Here is an 18746-nt window from a genome sequence, read left to right on the forward strand (position 1 = left end):
AGATAGTTAGAAAGTGTGATGCGATTGAAGATAAAAATGAAACTTATGGTAACGATCATTATTGCAAATGTCGTTACTTCGTCACTGATCATTCTCTTTTTTTCTAATACCGCGAATAAGATCATTGATAAAAATATGGAGATCCAAGCGAAAGAGATCGAGGTCTCTATTTTACGTAATATCCATACGATCAGTACGGATCTCAATCATATCAATTATAAATTGATTATGGATGGCTACGACACGTTGAAAGAGGCCAGTGAACAACCACGGATTACGAGAGACACCTTTGAGAGCATCAAGCTGACTATGGAATTGAAAGAGATCGTGGAACCATTGTATCAATTTCAACCTTATTTGCTGGGAATGGCGATTTATTCCAAAGAAAATCGGTTGATGTCGTTTGGGTTAGTTGATCCAGTTGTTGAAGAAAAGCTGATTGGTTACACCAATGAGGCCGCTTATGCAAGAGAGATTGATGATTCGACTGTTTATATCAAAAATGAAATCAAAGTCGGGCAAGTAGTCCTGGGGCATTTGGTGGGATTCCTTCATACAAGCGAGTTTCTTAATGATCAATTAGAAAATCTCCCTGCTGGTACGCAGATCGCCTTGTTAGATCAAAAGCAAACGGTGCTTGCTGAAGTTGGCACCATTGATGAAGACCAAGCCAATTTGTATGAGAAATCATTCTATAGTGAAGAAGTCGAAGCGTGGTTTCATCTCCATCTCCCTAAAAAGCCATTTTTGGGACCGTTGACACAGAATTTACGACTGATGATTTTTCTGTGTATCGTGATCGTCAGCATGAGTATTTTTGTGGCTACGCTGATTATATTAAAACTGTCGAAACGAATCGATCAATTAAACCAAGCAATGGAGCGGGTCAAGAATAAGGACTTATCAACCACTGTTGAGATCCAAGGCAATGACGAATTAAAACAAATGAGTATAGTCTTTAATTCGATGATAGCCAATATCAATACTTTGATGGAAGAAAATAAAGCCAGAGAAAAAGAGAAAAAAGAAATTGAGATCGACTTTTTACAAGCTCAAATCAACCCCCATTTTCTGTCCAATACGTTAAACTCGATTACCTGGATGGCTGAATTACAACAGGCTAACAATATTGCCCATCTTTCGAAATCACTTGTATCATTGTTGCATGCCACGATGTATAAGGGACAAGACTTGATTCCTTTGTCTGAAGAAGTAGCACATGTCAAAAGCTATGTGTCCATCCAAAAAGTTGCCTATATTGATAGCTTTGATGTTCATTGGGCGCTTGATCCAGCGATTTTATCTTGCCGTATCCTCCGATTTATTTTGCAGCCCATTGTTGAAAATAGCATTTTGCACAATTTTGTTGGAACGAATAGCGAAAAAGGGCAAATAAAAATAAGTGGAGAAAAAAGGGGAGATAAGCTTTGTTTAATGGTTGAAGATAATGGTAATGGACTAACAGAAGAAGCGATAAAACAGATAAACGATCGAGAAAAAAGCAATGGAAAACACTATTCGAAAATTGGTATCCATAATATCGATAAACGAATCAAGCTTTACTATGGTCCAGACTATGGTATCACATATGAAACAGAGTTAGAGGTTTATACCAGGGTCATTATTGAGCTTCCTATGATTGGAGAAAACGACGATGAAGAAAATAGCCCTCTTGGATGACGAGTTGATTTCACGCAACAAAATAAGTACTATTTTACAAAATTTCCCTCAATTTGAAATTGTGCTCAGTACGGCAAATCCTTACGAATTGTTAAATTATTTGGAGATTTATTCTGTAGATCTCATTTTTTTAGACATGAATATGCCAATTATGAATGGTTTAGCCTTTTTAGAACAATTGGAACTGATCGATCGCACGACTAAAGTGATCGTGATGAGTGGCTATGCCGACTTTAATTATGCGAGTGGTAGCATGAAATATGGGGTCGTTGACTATCTTTTGAAACATGAATTGAGCGAGGAAGTGATTTCGGAAGCGCTGAAAAAAATCAATTTTTTTACAAACAAGCCTATCGCTGCGCCTGCTTACGAAACACCCTCTCTACGTGACTTTTTTCATGGAAATACAAGTTTCTTGATGCAACAGTATCCGCATTTTGTAACTGAAAAAATGGTAGGACTTGTTATGATACCTATCTCTATCAGCAAAAATGTTTGGGACAAAGAAAAGTATAAACGAAAAGTGAGCGCTGTTTTAGAGCAATTGATTTTAGACACAAAGAATGAAACCATAGAAATGCTCTCTTTTGTGACTGATGATGGGAAGCTTTTTATGCTCTACTCGTTTGCAAAAATCAAGTCCTATAAAGCGATCAATGATTACTTGGAAACGATCAAAAACAAGTGCTACCATGCTGCCAAGCGCTTACTAGATGTTGAACTTTTTCTCCTGCGATCCCCAGTAAGCAATCGACTGTCGGAGGTATTAGAACTATTTAAGAGCGATGAACGAATCTCAGATTTACTCTTTTTTTCACGTCCGAATGAGTTGCTGCATTTTTCAAGCCAAGAATGCAGCAAAAACGTCTTTCAACAGCATGAGATCGCTTTGTATCTGAAAAAAATCTATTTTTATACCAAATACATCGAACCAGAGAATATCGGATATTATAGTAAAAAACTGTTTGAGTATATAAGAGAAAAACGGGTCGCACGTTCGCTGGCTTTAGAATTAATTGCACAAATCGATTTTCAAATCAGTTTAGCGATGAGTAATAGCTTTAGACAACCGATGGAAACGATGATTCAAATCAATTATTATCAACAGTTCGATACGTTACTAAGAATCGAAGCAGATTTTTTTGAAGCCATTTCATTAAGTGTAAAAAATTTCCAAAAAGAAGTCTTTAAGCCTGTTGACGAGCCGGTAAAAAAATGTATTCTTTATCTTCATCAACACTTCAAAGAGCCGATCAGCTTGCAGACCTGCGCCGAAGCGATTGATTTAAATTATTCCTATTTAAGTAGGGTGTTTAAGCAGCAATGGGGACAGTCTTTTTCAAAATACTTGTCTGAGTTGCGGATCGATTATGCAAAATTATTGTTGAGTACCTCGTCTTGTAGTGTCAATGAAGTCGCAAGGCAAAGCGGATTTGCGAACTATAATTATTTTTTCCGTGTTTTTAAAGAACGTGTAGGAATCTCTCCATATCAGTTTAACCGCAACATTATGGACTATGAATGAAGCGGATCATGTAAAAATGGTTGGCGAGTAAAAAAAAGAGAGTAGAAGTAAAAATTGTTAATAAAAGCGTTTTCATTTTCGACGTTATACTTAGTGTAACAAGAGTGAAAGGGATGAGAAAATGAAAAAAATAGGTTTGGTGTTTTGTTCCGCAGCATTGATCGGATTGCTCTCTGGATGCGGGGGAGGATCTTCAAGTGAGGGAGATGGAGAGTCGTCAAGCAACCAGTTAAATGTTTTAGTGGTAAAACATGGCTTGACGCAAAAGAACAAAGATATTGAGTGGTTGAACAAACTAGAAGAAGAACTTGAGCTGACCATAAAGTGGGAGGAAGTTTCCGCTGATTGGGATCAGAAAAAAGCCCCAATGTTGGCTTCTGGAGATATTCCCGATTTGATTCTGGGACCCAATGTTGTGACGGATGCGGAATTTGCGAAGTTTCCTGGCTTGTTCACCGATTTATCTGATCACTTAGATGCCCTGCCAAATGTTCAAAAGATGTTTGAAGAAAAACCAGAAACAAAAGCACTTGCTACTCAACTGAATGGAGAGATCTATGGCTTACCAAAATACCAGCGTTTTTGGCCTAAATCTGCTTCTCGTCAATATATCAATCAAACGTGGCTGGACAATCTTGGGTTAGACGTACCTGAAACATGGGATGAACTATTCGAAGTGTTGGTCGCATTCAAAGAAAACGATGCGAATGGAGATGGGGATGCTAGCGATGAAATTCCAATGGATTGGAGTCCAGTTGGAACCGGCGGTTTTGGCTATTTCCAACCAATGCAGCTTTTAGCAAGTACGGGTATCGTTGTTTCAGAAGGAGGAAATACCGGCTACTTTGCTGAAAATGGACAGGTAGGCAACTTCTTTGTTGATGAGCGTTACAAAGAAACAGTGGAATTTTTGAACAAGTGCTGGGAAGCTGGCTTGATTAATCCTAAGGCTTTTTCTCAAGATTATAGTGCCTATCAGTCCACTGGTAGAGGAGAAGGCGAGACGGCAAAAGTCGGTTTTACTTGGGGCTGGGAAGCTTCAGACCGATTTGGTAATCAGTTAGCAGATCAATATACATCAATGGCACCATTGATTCAAAAAGCTGGAGTGGAACCGACATGGAGCTATGAAACCTCGCTTAATTATGGGGTAAACTTTGCCGTTGTTTCCTCTCAAACCAAAAATATGGACGGAGCCTTAAAATTCGTCAATGCGCTATACGATCCAGAAATCGGAATCCAAGCATTGTTTGGGTCATTGGGCACTAACATCGAAAAAGAGGGGGACACTTACCGCGTCTTGCCACCTGCGGATGAAAATGTCGATCCAGGGACATGGAAGTGGACAACAACTTGGGCGGACAATAGTCCAATGTATATTTCAGACGCTCTTGATGTCGAACTTGGCGCAGATATGAAAGCGAATGAGGTCCAAGATGAAGTGTTGCATCCTTACGTGGATAAAATCGTTCCTGAAGAACAAGTAGTACCATTCAATCTCTTGAAATTTAGTAATGAGGATGCCACAACACTAGCAAACAACAATACAACGATCCTCAATGAAGCAATGACAAAATTTGCTAAATGGGTGACAAAAGGTGGCATTGAAGATGAGTGGGAGCAATATGTCACAACCTTGCAAAATAGCGGCTTAGATCAAAATATCGAGATCGTTCAAAAAGGATTTGATCAATATTACGGGAATTAAGTGAGTGGTGAGGCTGGTCAGAGTTGAGTAAAGCAATCGCAAGTTCATGCTTGAATAACAAAGACCAGCCATTTACCTAAATCTATCAAAGGAGTGAAGATCATGGACACAGTTCTCGTGAAAAAAAATAATCGGTTACTGTCTCATTTCAGTCGACAATGGCAGCTATGGTTGATGGTTTTACCGGCATTAGCGATCATTTTGGTTTTTAATTACATACCAATGTATGGTATCCAACTAGCATTTCGGGAATTCGATTTTACGAAGGGACTCACTGGTGGCGAATTTGTCGGTTTCAAGTATTTCCAACAATTTTTCGAAAGCCCGATGTTCCAAACCGTGATAGTCAATACGTTGCGGATCAGTGTGACAACGCTGATTTTTGGGTTCATTGCTCCCATTTTATTGGCATTGATCATCAATCAAATCAGAAACCCTAAAAGAAAAAAAGTCATGCAAACTGCGGTTTATTTACCTCACTTCATTTCTACGGTCGTGATGGTAGGGATATTGCAAGTCTTTCTTTCACCAGAAACAGGTGTTTTAGTCAACCTCTTGAACTTGGATTCTTCTGTCAACTTAATGGGGAGCGACAGTACGTTCGTGCCCGTCTATGTCATTTCTGAGGTTTGGCAGCACTGTGGCTGGAACAGCATTATTTACTTAGCGGCACTTTCGAGTATCGATACGCAACTCTATGAATCAGCAGATATCGATGGCGCCAATCGTTTTCAAAAAATCCTCCATGTTGATATACCAGCATTAGTGCCAACGATGGTTATTTTGTTGATTATGAATATGGGTGGGGTTTTAAATGCTGGCTTTGAGAAGATTTTCCTGATGCAAAATAGTTTGAATTTGAGCGTCTCAGAAGTCATTTCTACATATGTGTATAAAATTGGGATCTTAAACAGTCAATTTAGTTATTCAACAGCGATCGGGCTATTCAATAACATCATTAATTTTCTCTTTTTAGTTTTAGCAAATGGTCTTTCGAAAAAATACACGAACCGTAGTTTATGGTAAAGGGGTGGCTATATGAATCTATCACTAACAAACAAACCTAAATCAGATCTTCTTTTTAACCTAGCGATCATCATACTTTGCTTGAGTATCTTTTTGATTGTCGTCTATCCGCTCTTTTTTGTCGTCATCGCTTCAATTAGTGATTCCAACATGGTTTCTAAAGGATTAGTCACGCTCTTTCCTAGGAATATCAGCTTTTTTGGTTTTGAAAAAATTTTACAAGATGCTAGGATCTGGACGGGCTATCGCAATACCTTGATTTATACGTTAGGAGGAACGGCGGTCAATTTAATTTTTACTTTACCCGCAGCTTTTGCCTTATCAAGAAAGGAATTTAAACCTCGAAAACTTTTGATGTTTCTCTTTACCTTTACGATGTTTTTCAATGGTGGCTTGATCCCTACGTATTTACTTTATCGAGATGTGGGGTTGATCGATAGTATGTGGGTCTTTATTATTCCCTCGGCAGTCAATGTCTATAATTTGATCATTGCAAGAAGCTTTTTTGAGACAAGCATTCCGGATAGTCTCTATGAAGCAGCCGCTCTAGATGGTTGCTCCTATGCAAAATTTTTTGTTACTGTAGCACTACCGCTATCCAAAGCAGTCATTTCTGTGGTGGGTCTTTACTATTTGGTCCAACATTGGAACGATTTCTTTACAGGACTCGTATTTATTCGCGACTACGAAAAACAACCTTTACAGATCGTTCTGCGAGATATTTTACTATCAAATCAAGCATCTGCAGGTGGTGCGGGCGCTTTGGGTGATGGCTACGGACAACAATATGCAGATCAGATCAAATATGGCGCCATCATTGTTTCGACCTTACCGATTTTGGTGATCTATCCTTTCCTACAGAAATACTTTGATAAAGGAGTCATGATTGGTGCAATGAAAGGGTGAGTACATGAATAAGCTAGTCGATTTACATGTGAGCATTGGGAAAAAAGGCTTACTGTTATTTCTGTTGCATTGCTATTGGCTGCTGTTTACCTTATTCGGCTTAGTTCTTTTCGGACTATTGCCAGCAACCAATGCGGTTTACGAACTTTGCAATGATGAAAAATATCAAGAAGCAAATGCGATAAAATTGTTTCAGTCCTTTGCAAAAAGCTTTCGAAAAAACTTTTGGAGAATGAATCGATTAGGACTCTTTATCCTTCCTTTAACAGCCCTTTTTTCGATTGACTTGATGCTAATGAGACACTATGTCTTTACCGAAGCCGATACAACCGTTTATTTGTTGATCCAACTTCTGATAGTGATTAGTCTCCTTTTTTTAGCCAATCTCTTTTGGTTTTTTCAACACGAACGAGCTTGGAAACCCATGCTTAAAAAAAGTTTGATTCTAATGCTTGGCAAACCTGGATTGACCGGTCAAATTTTCGTCCTTATGGTCGGGATCAGCTGTTGCTACTACCTACTACCGGGTTTATTCTTCGTATTTGGTGTTACACCGCTGGTTTATTTTCAACTTAATTTGTTTAAACAAAAAGATGCGTATGTCTTTTTACCTGAAAAAAAGCATACGACTGTCTAAGCTCGTACATTTACCATAAAATCTCAAAATAAAAGAATAGGAGAACGAAATGAAAGAATTCGCATTAAACAAGATCCAGCTCACGGACGAGTTTTGGCAAGGGTACCAAGAGCTTGTTCGCAAAGAAACGATTCCTTACCAATACCAAGTCCTAAATGATGAAATCGATGTAGATGTTCAAGCAGAACGGGAAGATCCTAATTTGCCAGCTGGGAAAAGCCATGCCTTGGCGAATTTTCGCATCGCTGCAGGGCAAATGGAAGGAGAACATTTTGGCTGGTTTTTCCAAGATAGCGATGTCTACAAATGGATCGAGTCGGCTGGGTATAGCTTGTTGAATACCAGCGATCCGCAATTGGAAAAGACAGTAGATGAAGTGATTGACTTAGTTGCTGCGGCGCAAGAAGCGGATGGCTACTTAAATACCTTCTTTCAATTGACTCGACCGAAGTTAAAATACCGTCAGTTGTATTTCAGTCATGAACTTTATTGTGCGGGGCATCTAGTCGAAGCGGCTATCGCTTATGATCAAGCAACAGGTAAGGATAAATTACTGACCGTGGCAGAGAAAAATATCGCCAATATTTGCACGTATTTTGGGCGGGAGCCTGGAAAAATTCAAGGTGCTGATGGCCATCAAGAGATCGAATTGGCTCTGGTGCGTTTGTATGAATACACCGGTAAACAAACCTATTTGACATTCGCTGATTTCTTTCTTGAAGTACGTGGGGAAGATCCTGCCTTTTACGAAAAAGAAATCTTGAAAAACCAAGCGGATGGCTTATCGGATGAAACGCCAAGGGTAGACCTCACCTATTTACAAGCCTACGATCAACCTAAAAAGCAGCATGAAGCCAAAGGTCATGCGGTACGAATGCTGTATATGGCAAGCGGGATGGCAAAAGTCGCCCAGCATACCCAAGATCAAGCATTAATCGACGCTTGTGAAGCGATTTGGGAAGACATCGCCTGTAAGAAAATGTATGTGACCGGTGGCGTCGGCTCAACCGTTCACGGGGAAGCCTTTGTCGGTCCCTATGATTTGCCAAATGATACGATGTATTGTGAAACCTGTGCAGCCATTGCATTGGTCCAATTTTCTTTTGAGCTGTTCAAACTAACCAATGAACCAAAATATTTAGCGACGATGGAACGAGCGTTGTATAATAGCGTCCTTTCTGGTGCGGCAATTGACGGCAAACACTTTTTCTACGTGAATCCTTTGGAGGTCAATCCCCAACGAGATCAAGAAAATCCTGGCAAAGGTCACGTCAAAGCCCAACGACCCGATTGGCTCGGTTGTGCGTGTTGTCCGCCCAATTTTGCACGGATGGTCGCATCGCTGCAGCGCTTGGTTTACACTTGCGATCAAGAGAAGCTTTACGTGAATTTATTTGTAGCAAGCCGTTTAGAAGAACCTGATCAATTTACGTTTGAACAAACGGGCGGGTTTCCTTTTACAGAGGACCTCACGATTCGCTATCAAGGCATTCCAAAGACGCTCATCATCCACAAACCTAACGGACTAAGTAAGTTTCAAATCGATAGTGAACACGAATGGCAGGAGACGAACGAGGCAATCATCTTTGAGGCAGTCGAAAACGTGACGGCCAATATCCGTTTTGAACAACCATTGCAAATCTTGCGTGCGAATCCTCAAGTTATTCAAGACATCAATCAAGTCGTATTGCAACGTGGCCCCTTCGTGTATTGCATAGAAGAAGCCGACAATGGTCAAGCACTCTGGCGTTGCCGCATCGACCCACAGGCGCTGGAGGCGACCTTTGCGAAAGAGGATACGTTGTTGCCAACTACTTTACGTTTGGCGATCAAAGGCTACCAAAGCGAAGAATGGTCGGGAACAACCCTTTACGAAGAACGAGCGGAAACGGTCATACCTCGTACGTGGCAACTGATCCCATACCATTTATGGGGCAATCGGGGCATAGGCGAAATGCGCGTTTGGCTGCCGCTCGTTGGAAAGGAGTAAGAAGTAAGCAGGGCCAAAGAGCTTCCCAAAAAGGAGGCTCTTTTTTTTCTAAACTCAACCTTCTTGGATTTGTTGCATGATTTCTTTAATTTGTTCCTATATTCCTATCTTTGAAAGCGTTATCGTTTTAGTGTAGGAATGTTGGCGGGTTTATGTAAAACAAGGAGGAAGAAGTGTGACAAGGAAAATCAGTAAAGTTGGCGTATCTTTGTTGGTATTGGCAGCGGCAACGGCAATCGGTGGCTGCACCCAAAGTGAGGCGAAGACAACTGGAAAAGTCGTTTACCAAGAAACAGCCAAAAGTACGTTGGAAAAAGCGATGGACAATCAACCGGAGTCGTCTTATTGGTTCCCAGAGGATTTGTTGGCATGGTCTTTTGAAAAAGATCCAGATGCGAAATATAATACCAGCGTTGTTCCATTAGCGCAGCGGGCAGCTAAAGAGACGTTGCCGAAGATGAATGACACGCAAACGGCAGAAACCAAAGTCGTAGCGCTTTCGATCATGAATAGCAGTACGAGCGGCAATGCACCACGAGGGATCAATACCTTTGATGCCAATGTCTTTTCTTATTGGCAATACATCGATCAATTGGTTTATTGGGGCGGCTCTTCTGGCGAAGGGATCATCGTACCACCAAGTCCTGATGTAACGGATGCTGCTCATAGGAATGGCGTGCCGGTTTTAGGAACGATCTTCTTTCCACAAACTGCCCATGGTGGGAAGTTGGAATGGCTAGATACGTTTTTAGCTAAGGATGAGGACGGCAATTTTCCGATCGTAGAAAAAATGATCGAAGTTGCCAATACGTATGGCTTTGATGGCTGGTTCATCAATCAAGAAACCGATACGGCGGTCACTAGTTTTGATGATGCAGCGGAAGGTGTCGAACAATCGGGGGCTGATGGTAAAGGACTAAATGAAAGCCACGCCAAAGCGATGCAAGAACTGATCGCCCAATTCAAAGAACAAGCCGACGAGCATTTAGAGATCATGTGGTATGATTCCATGACGAGTGATGGGAAAATGGATTGGCAAAACGCGTTGACGGATAAGAACAAAGCCTATTTAGTGGATGCAGAGATGAACCCATTGGCAGATAGTATGTTCTTGAATTTCTGGTGGACCACTGACAAATTGGCGGACAAAGAGCTGTTGAAGGCCTCCAATGAAAAAGCCCGTGAAATCGGTGTCGATCCTTACGATCTTTTTGCTGGGATCGATGTACAAGAAAATGGCTATGCAACGCCTGTGCGCTGGGATCTGTTTACGGATGAAAAAGGCGTTCCTTATACCTCATTGGGCCTGTATGTGCCTAGCTGGACCTATTCTTCTGCTAGTACGCCGGATGATTTCCAAAGCAAAGAGAATGCTTTTTGGGTCAATAACACGGGCGATCCTCGGGAAAGCCAGCTGCCAGAAGCGACAGAGTGGCCTGGAATCTCCACGTATGCCCTGGAACAGACCGCTATCACAGAGCTGCCTTTTGTGACGAATTTTAGTCTGGGTAATGGCTACAACTATTTTATCGACGGAGAAAAAGTGTCCAGCCGCAATTGGAACAACCGAAGCTTGCAAGCTGTTTTGCCGACCTATCGTTGGGTCTTTGATCATGGAAAAGATAATGATTTGGCTGTATCAATCAATTATGCGGATGCCTACAATGGCGGAAATGCACTGAAACTACGTGGACAGATGACAAAAGGCAGTACCAGTCACATGGCATTGTATCAGACAGCATTTCCTGTGACGAAAAAGACGAAGCTAACAACGACTGTCAAAGCAACGGTACCGACAACTCTTGATTTGGTCGTGACCTTAGCCGATGGTTCGACACAAACAATCAAAGGAGACAAAGAGGTCGCAACAGACTGGACGACGATCACCTACTCATTGAAAGACATCAAAGGAGAAGTGACAGCGATCGGTTATGACATAACCACGAAAGAAACCAGTGATGTCTATGAATTGAATTTAGGGCAATTAACGATCGGAGATCAGAAAGCGGAGAAATTCGCTGCCGAAGCATTGACGGTTGAGGATGTGCTCTTTGATGAGGAAGAGGGCAACTATGCGGGTGTCCGTTTAACGTGGGAAGCTGCCAAGGACAAGACAGCTGCGGTTTATGAGATCTACCAATTGAACGATGACGGCTCACGCTCTTTCTTAGCAGCTACGCCAGCAACCAACCACTATTTGAATGCCGTTGAACGTCCAAAAGGGACGAAAACCAAGTTCGCGGTGGTGGCAGTGGATCGCTATGGCAATCGTGGCAAGCTATCAGATACGGTGGAGATCACTTGGCCGAACAATCAGCTGCCAAAAGCGGCCTTTACAGCCTCTAGAACCTTGGCAGCACCGGGGGAAACGATCACCTTCACGAATACCTCATCTGCGAATGCTGAAGCATTCGAATGGACGTTTGAAGGCGGCGATATCACGAGCAGTACAGAAGAAAATCCCCAAGTGACCTATTCGGAACCAGGTACCTACAAAGTCACGCTTGTTGCCAAAAACGAAGCAGGAGAGACCCCTCTGGAAATGGCGGGATTGATCACGATTTCTGCTGATGCGCGGAAAGAGTTGCTGCTGCTTTCAAAAGATGCCGAAGCAACTGCTTCATCGTTTGTCAATGATGCCGAAGCACCGGCTTTTGCCCTCGATGGTGATTTGAGTACGAAGTGGTGTGCGACAGGCAATGCGCCTCATGAGTTGATGATCGATCTCGGTCGGCCACAAACGGTCAGTGAAGTACGCCTCGCTCATGCGGAGGCTGGTGGAGAAGGTCCAGACATGAATACGCGGGCGTATACGGTGCTCGTCAGTGAAGATGGCAAAGACTATGAGCCAGTTTCACGAACGTTGAAAAATGAAGCCGGCAATAGCACCAATACGTTTGCCGTCCAGAAGGTGCAATATGTAAAAATCAGTATCGATAAACCAACACAAGGAGCAGATTCGGCAGCCCGAATCTATGAAGTCGAAGTATACGGAATGGATAAATAGCGAAAAAGAGCAGGGCGTTAAACCTAAGAAGGGAAGCGTCTGAAGCATGCTTTTCTGAAAAATGACCAAACCCAAAAAGCCGTTGCGACCAATAAATGGTCACAACGGCTTTTGCTTTTTGCAAATAAGTTTAGCGTGACGTACGGCTGGCTGGATCTAAGCGGCGTTCAATAAAGCTCAATCCAAGATCCGTAATGATCGCCATCAAGGCAGTTGGTAAAGCACCGGCTAAGATGATCGATGCACCATCCGTCGCATTGGTTCCACGGATGATGATGTCCCCCAGTCCACCAGCACCAACGAAAGCCCCAATAGCGGTGATACCGATCGCCACGACTAAGGCGTTTCGAATCCCTGCCATGATCACCGAAACAGACAATGGCAATTCGATCATATACAATCGTTGCCAGCTAGTCATCCCCATCCCTTTGCCGACATCTAACGTATTGCGGTCGACTTGGCGCATGCCGGTATAGGTATTTTTGATGATCGGTAACAAAGAATAAAGGAAAATCGTTAAAATCACGACATTCACACCTAAGCCCATGCCGATCATTAAAATCGAGATCATCGCTAAAGATGGAATCGTCTGGATGATATTGGCGAAACGAATCACCCAATCTGCCAAACGCATTTTTTTAGAAATCAAGATCCCGATTGGAATCCCGACGATTGAGGCAAAAAGTACCCCGTAGATTGAAATCAAGAAGTGACGAATGAACTGGGCAAAAACATAGCCGCCATTTTCTTGAAAATAGAAAAGAAATTGTTGGAATAAATTCATGTCTGCCATTTCGTCACTCTCCTTCGAAGTAATTATTTTCTTCTAAGAAACGTTCGGCAACTACCGTTGGTTCTAGAAGGTCATTATCCACTTGGTAATTCAATTCTTGCATTTTTTCGGTATCAATTTTGCCTGCTAATTTGTTCAGGGCATCGCCGATTTCAGGTGTTTCTTTCAATAATTTGTCATCGACGATCGGTGCGGCATCATAAGGCGGGAAGAAGTTTAGATCATCTTCTAGCATCACGAGATCGTAACTGCCGATCCGGCCGTCGGTTGAGTACCCTAAAACGATATCCATTTTTCCGTTATCAACAGCATCATAGACGAGACCGATCTGCATCGGTAGGATATTTTGGAAAGAGAATCCATAGGCTTCCTGGAAGCCATCGTACCCATCGCCGACCCGTGTGATCCACGCGGTATCGACCCCTGCGACCAATTGATCTGCGACATCTTTCAAGTCACTGACTTTTTCCAATCCGTATTTTTCAGCAGTGTCTTTCCTGACAAGAAAGACATATGTGTTATCAAAGCCGTAAGATGGGAACCAAGTCTGTTGGTATCGTTTCTCAAATTCTGATTTGACTTTGTCAAAGGCGGCTTGCGGATCAGATTCTGGTTCCAACCCTAACGTAGTGGTCAAGTCAGTTCCTGTGTAGCGGGCAGCTGAGATCGACGCATCGCCATTCATCATCGCTTGGTGATTGATGGTCGTTGTTGCTAAGTTGTTAATGACGGTTGTGTTTTTATCCGTATAGTGTTCGACCATACCGGCAACCACCGCGCCAAGAATTTGGGCTTCGGAAGTGATCCCGCCTGTGATCGCCACGGTATTCTCATCAGAAGTCGATGCTAAACCGGGAAAGGAACAGCCAGACAGTAAAGCGACACTTAAGGAAAACAACAGCGCTAATTTTGAAGTTTTTTTCATTACGCATCCCCCCTTAAGGCAGCTGGTGTCAGTTTGTTTTCTAACAAACCCAGTAACCAGTCAGCTAATAAAGCAAAGATCGTCACTGGAATCGTCCCAGCAAAAATCAAAGGCGGTTGGTAGTTGTTTAGTCCGCTAAAGATCAAATCACCAAGTCCACCGGCACCGATGTAAGAAGCCAAGGTAGCCCAGGCTAAAACATACACGGCCGATAAGCGGATCCCTGCCATGATCGTTGGGATCGCTAGAGGTAATTCCACACTGATGATCGACTGCAAGTTGGTCATCCCCATCCCTTTGGCAACATCGCGGTAATTCCAATCGACTTTTTTCATTCCAATGTAGGTATTTCGCAAAATCGGCAACAAGGAATAAATGAAAAGAGCGACGATAGCAGGGACTTTTCCGACACCTAAAATCGGGATCATCAATGCCAATAGTGCCAAAGAAGGCACGGTTTGCAACGCACTGGTGATGCCGATCACGATCGTTGCTGCTTTGGGGAAACGGGTCAAGATCACACCGATCGGTACGGCAACAAGAATCCCTAAGAGCAAAGCCGCAAAGGAAATATACAAATGTTCAAGACTTTTGGTGACCAATTGGCCGCCATATTCATTAAAGAAGCTTTGCATGCGCTAGACCTCCTCAGTTTCTTCAGGTTTCGCCGACTCAATGGCTTCCATGATCGATGGCTCATCGCCCCAAATCACGTCATAAACGATATCAACTAAGGAAGCACGGGTCAAAATCCCAACTAAATGTTTGTCGGCATCTACTACTGGGACATATTTTAAGCCGCGTTTTAAGATGCGTTGCAAGGTATCCCGCAACAAGGCGGTTTCGCGAACGAAAAAGACATCTTTGTTCAAGATATCGCCGACACTAGTAACTTTGCCACGGTTGCGGTCGATGGATTCGACATCGATGTAGCCTTTTAGCACGTTGCTATTGTCGGTAACAAGCAAGGTATCGACCCGTTTTTCCCGCATCAAGTGAATCGCTTCTTGTATGGATTTTTCTGGTGTGATAGCGATCGGGGTATTTAACATTACGTCTTTGACTGGCGTCGTGTCAGGTTTTGCTTGTAACAAGCGGTCTTCACCGATCAATTCTTCCACAAACGGTGTTGCTGGGTGTTGCAGAATATTTTCTGGTGTATCAAATTGAATGACTTTTCCTTCACTCATGATCACGATACGGCTAGCAAGCTTCAATGCTTCGTCCATATCATGGGTAACGAAGACGACGGTTTTTCCAAGCCGTTCTTGCAAGTCTTTAACCAAATCTTGTAAGGAGTCACGAGTGATTGGGTCTAGTGCGCCAAAAGGCTCATCCATTAAAATGACATCTTGGTCAGCTGCCAAGGCACGGACAACACCGATCCGTTGCTGTTGCCCTCCAGACAATTCGTTGGGGTAACGGTCGAGCATTTCTCGTGGCAATTCCACTAAGTCGATCATGCGCTCGGCAGTTTTGTTGCGTTCTTCTTGGCTGACTTTTAACAATTTTTGAACCAATGTGATGTTTTCCCGAATCGTCATGTGAGGCATCAAACCGATGCTTTGGATCACATAGCCGATTTGACGGCGTAACTCCACTGGGTTGATCTCTGTAACGCTTTTTCCATTGATCAAGATTTTTCCTTTAGAAGGATCCGTCATACGGTTGATCATCCGCATACAAGTCGTCTTTCCGCTACCACTTGTCCCGATGAAGCAAATGAATTCGCCTTTTTCAAAGGAAAGATTCACATCTTCAACAGCGACTTTACCACCTTTGTAAATTTTGGATACCTGCTGAAACTCAATCATGATGTCACCTCTATTTTTATTTAAGCAATCTGAATAATGGCTTATAATCTGTACTAAGTATGCCGAAAAGTCACGTGTTATTCAAATAATCTGCCCATTTTTTTCATAATTGTATAGACAAAAACGAAAATAGCGCCATAAGCAAGTCCAAATTAAGGAGCGATGCATAGAGAAAAGAAGCAGCGAAAATATGTCGTTATTTTTCATTGGGAAAAGGGGTGCTTTTTTGCTGAAGGCCTTAGCAGCAGTCTCTTTATTTTTTTCTAAGAAAGGGCAGAATTAAAAGCTGTTTTTTCAATTTTTATAAAAACATGCTAGAATAGAGAAGAATTTAGGGAAAGAGAGGAACAACATGCTTACAACTGAAGATTTTGATTTTGACTTACCGGAAGAACTGATCGCCCAAACGCCATTAAGCGATCGCTCAAGTTCCCGTTTATTAGTGGTTGACCGCGAGACTGGCAAATTTGAGGACAAGCACTTCTATAACATCATTGATGAATTGGCACCAGGGGATGCTTTGGTGATGAATGATACGCGGGTATTACCAGCTCGTATCTATGGCGAAAAACAAGAAACAGGTGCCCATCTGGAAATCCTTTTACTGAACAATATTGAAGGGGATACGTGGGAAACCTTGATCAAGCCAGCCAAAAGAGCCAAAGTCGGCACGAAGATCACCTTCGGCGACGGACGATTAGAGGCAGTGGTGGAAGAAGAGCTCGATCACGGCGGCCGGATCATTCGTTTTCAATACAAAGGAATCTTTTTAGAGATTCTGGAATCACTTGGCGAAATGCCGTTACCGCCTTACATCAAAGAACGGCTAGAAGACCCAGACCGCTATCAAACGGTTTATGCCAAAGAAAACGGCTCAGCGGCCGCACCAACTGCCGGCTTGCATTTTACCCCAGAATTGCTAGAGCAGATTGCAGCGAAAGGCGTCAAGCTGGTTTATCTGACTTTGCACGTTGGTTTAGGAACGTTTCGTCCAGTCAGTGTCGATAATATCGCTGATCATGAGATGCACAGCGAATTTTACCGTTTGACAGAAGAAGCTGCCGCACAATTGAACGAGGTTCGGGCAAATGGTGGCAAGATCGTTGCAGTCGGAACGACTTCGATCCGTACATTAGAAACCATTGGGACCAAGTTTGATGGGCAAATCAAAGCCGATAGTGGGTGGACGAGTATTTTTATCACGCCAGGCTATCAGTTTAAAATCGTGGAAGCTTTTTCTACCAACTTCCACCTACCAAAATCAACCTTAGTGATGTTAGTCAGTGCCTTTGCAGGACGCGACCTAACACTTTCTGCCTACCAGCATGCCATCGATGAGCGATATCGCTTCTTTAGCTTTGGCGATGCGATGTTCTTAAAATAAACAAAAAAACTGAGCGACGTAAGCGGCTCTTTAAGTTGAATCAATTTCTCAACTTTTAGAACTGCTTTTTTTGTCGCCCAGCTTACTACTAGAGGAAGGTATAAGTGGTGGTCGCTTTTTGTGGTCCATGCAAAGCAATGTTTCTCGAAAATTTGTTTTCATTTACAAACTTACACATGTTTCGTGTATTCCGATACAAAATGAGACGTATCATTTTTCGATATGGAAATGTTCGATCCTTGTTACGTTTTTCTTCTTGTTACTTTACACGTTTGGTACTAGGTGAAACTTGTACGTTCAACAACTTTTAGTAGATTGAGTTTGCGATATTTACGAAAACCACCAACAGAGTTGCTACCTTCCTTACACTTATACTATAACACGAAACGGAAGCGTTTGCAAAAGAAAACGATTCTTTTCTTCAAAAAAAAAGACCGGCGAACCGATCTTTTAAGCAAGTGCTCGTTTAGGCAGATTGTCATAGAATGCTGCTTTGGTTGCACTGATGTATGGCGTCAACCATAAGTAGCCAATTCCTGCTGTCATGATGGCCAAAATGTGCCAGCCGATGAAGCTCAGATCAAGGATGAACAGTTGACCTTTGTAGCCTTTCATTAAATGACGGCTACCTGTGATGCAGCTGAGAAAATCTGGCCGCATGCCCGTTTCTTCATAGGTATCATAAAAGACAAAATATGCTTGAGAATAAGAATAAGCTTTAATGATCCCAGGAATGATAAACAGGAACGTCCACAACGTCGTGAAAATAGTCGACAGAATATAGATGACGATGATCCCTAACACGAAAGCGCCACTGAAGCCGCGAAAGACATCAGAAAAAGGCTGGATCGATTGCTTCTTACCGCGTAAAATGTCAAGGAAAGTCCAAGAGATCCCAGCACCGAATAAGGCAGAAAATAGACCGCTGATCAAACCGCCACCACTGCCGCCGCCACTTCCTCCTGCGGAATTGACTGCGTCAGTGGAACCAAGATCATTAAACATACCGCTTTGATACAATGGAATAACAGCAAGAACGATAATGACGAGTGCGATAGCGATCGAGATCAAAGTCGGTACAATACACATCAAAACACTGTCTTTCCAGCGGCCTCTCAGGATTGCTTTTGCTTCTGCTTTTAGTTCTCTATTTGATTTCATTTCAAAAAACCTCCCTTCAATATAAATAACATGATAGCAAACTTTCGCTAAATCTTCAAAAAAAAGTAATAGATGTTTCGCATAACTAGGAGAAAATACTCTTAGTTTCTTTAAACTTCCTTGCAAAATGTAAGGGCAACCCTTATCATAGATAGCGTTGCACAGTTAATTGAGTTTAGAGAGAAAGTAG

Annotated in this window: 14 protein-coding genes; 9 read left to right on the forward strand and 5 right to left on the reverse strand. The window is 42.5% G+C overall.

All coding sequences use genetic code 11. The annotated features are described in order from the left end of the window. The first annotated feature begins 36 nt into the window (after window positions 1-36). The 8 genes from IGI92_RS02305 to IGI92_RS02340 all read left to right on the forward strand — a co-directional run bounded on the left by IGI92_RS02305 (window position 37) and on the right by IGI92_RS02340 (window position 12479). Entirely contained in the window at window positions 37-1680 is a 1644-nt protein-coding gene (locus IGI92_RS02305) for a sensor histidine kinase (RefSeq protein ID WP_430607843.1), read from the forward strand. Further along, window positions 1655-3205: a response regulator transcription factor gene (locus IGI92_RS02310; protein ID WP_430607844.1), complete on the forward strand. Its 1551-nt coding sequence runs from the start codon at window positions 1655-1657 to the stop codon at window positions 3203-3205. The genes IGI92_RS02305 and IGI92_RS02310 overlap by 26 nt, the downstream gene beginning before the upstream one ends. Window positions 3206-3326: 121 nt before the next feature. Beyond that, complete coding sequence (locus IGI92_RS02315; protein WP_430607846.1) at window positions 3327-4913, forward strand: extracellular solute-binding protein; 1587 nt, start codon at window positions 3327-3329, stop codon at window positions 4911-4913. Window positions 4914-5015: 102 nt separating this feature from the next. Beyond that, entirely contained in the window at window positions 5016-5939 is a 924-nt protein-coding gene (locus tag IGI92_RS02320) for an ABC transporter permease (RefSeq protein WP_016609626.1), read from the forward strand. A gap of 12 nt (window positions 5940-5951) precedes the next feature. Beyond that, the gene (locus tag IGI92_RS02325) at window positions 5952-6845 is read left to right on the forward strand and encodes a carbohydrate ABC transporter permease (RefSeq protein WP_016609627.1); all 894 of its coding nucleotides are present in this window, start codon (window positions 5952-5954) and stop codon (window positions 6843-6845) included. A 4-nt stretch (window positions 6846-6849) separates the two neighbouring features. Next, entirely contained in the window at window positions 6850-7482 is a 633-nt protein-coding gene (locus IGI92_RS02330) for a DUF624 domain-containing protein (protein ID WP_086299056.1), read from the forward strand. Between the two features lie 49 nt (window positions 7483-7531). Then, window positions 7532-9472 (forward strand): glycoside hydrolase family 127 protein, encoded by a 1941-nt coding sequence (locus tag IGI92_RS02335; RefSeq protein ID WP_086299057.1) that lies wholly within the window; start codon window positions 7532-7534, stop codon window positions 9470-9472. Between the two features lie 175 nt (window positions 9473-9647). Then, window positions 9648-12479: an endo-beta-N-acetylglucosaminidase gene (locus IGI92_RS02340; RefSeq protein WP_430607849.1), complete on the forward strand. Its 2832-nt coding sequence runs from the start codon at window positions 9648-9650 to the stop codon at window positions 12477-12479. Window positions 12480-12609: 130 nt separating this feature from the next. On the opposite strand, the gene IGI92_RS02345 is transcribed toward IGI92_RS02340, so the two are convergent. From IGI92_RS02345 to IGI92_RS02360, 4 genes are read right to left on the reverse strand one after another with little or no spacing between them, the layout of a single operon-like run. Beyond that, window positions 12610-13272, reverse strand: coding sequence for an ABC transporter permease (locus IGI92_RS02345; RefSeq protein WP_005227316.1), 663 nt, complete (start codon window positions 13270-13272; stop codon window positions 12610-12612). 4 nt (window positions 13273-13276) lie between these two features. Then, window positions 13277-14197 carry an osmoprotectant ABC transporter substrate-binding protein gene (locus IGI92_RS02350; protein ID WP_008376082.1) on the reverse strand — a complete coding sequence of 307 codons (921 nt, stop codon included), beginning with the start codon at window positions 14195-14197 and terminating at the stop codon, window positions 13277-13279. Beyond that, window positions 14197-14832, reverse strand: a complete 636-nt coding sequence (locus tag IGI92_RS02355) for an ABC transporter permease (RefSeq protein WP_005227319.1) — start codon at window positions 14830-14832, stop codon at window positions 14197-14199. Before IGI92_RS02355 ends, IGI92_RS02350 begins: the two co-directional genes overlap by 1 nt. 3 nt (window positions 14833-14835) lie before the next feature. Further along, on the reverse strand, window positions 14836-16011 hold the full coding sequence (locus IGI92_RS02360; protein WP_008376079.1) for a betaine/proline/choline family ABC transporter ATP-binding protein: 1176 nt from the start codon (window positions 16009-16011) through the stop codon (window positions 14836-14838). A gap of 352 nt (window positions 16012-16363) precedes the next feature. Here IGI92_RS02360 and queA point away from each other — a divergent pair, with 352 nt between their 5' ends. Further along, window positions 16364-17395 (forward strand): tRNA preQ1(34) S-adenosylmethionine ribosyltransferase-isomerase QueA, encoded by a 1032-nt coding sequence (gene queA / locus IGI92_RS02365; RefSeq protein ID WP_005227329.1) that lies wholly within the window; start codon window positions 16364-16366, stop codon window positions 17393-17395. Window positions 17396-17845: 450 nt separating this feature from the next. Here the strand turns inward: queA and IGI92_RS02370 are convergent, their stop codons facing one another. Next, window positions 17846-18556, reverse strand: a complete 711-nt coding sequence (locus IGI92_RS02370; protein WP_008376075.1) for a DUF975 family protein — start codon at window positions 18554-18556, stop codon at window positions 17846-17848. Window positions 18557-18746: the final 190 nt, after the last annotated feature.

Origin of the sequence: Enterococcus sp. DIV2379 (genome assembly GCF_050542965.1) — a bacterium.
Taxonomy (GTDB): domain Bacteria; phylum Bacillota; class Bacilli; order Lactobacillales; family Enterococcaceae; genus Enterococcus_D; species Enterococcus_D entomosocium.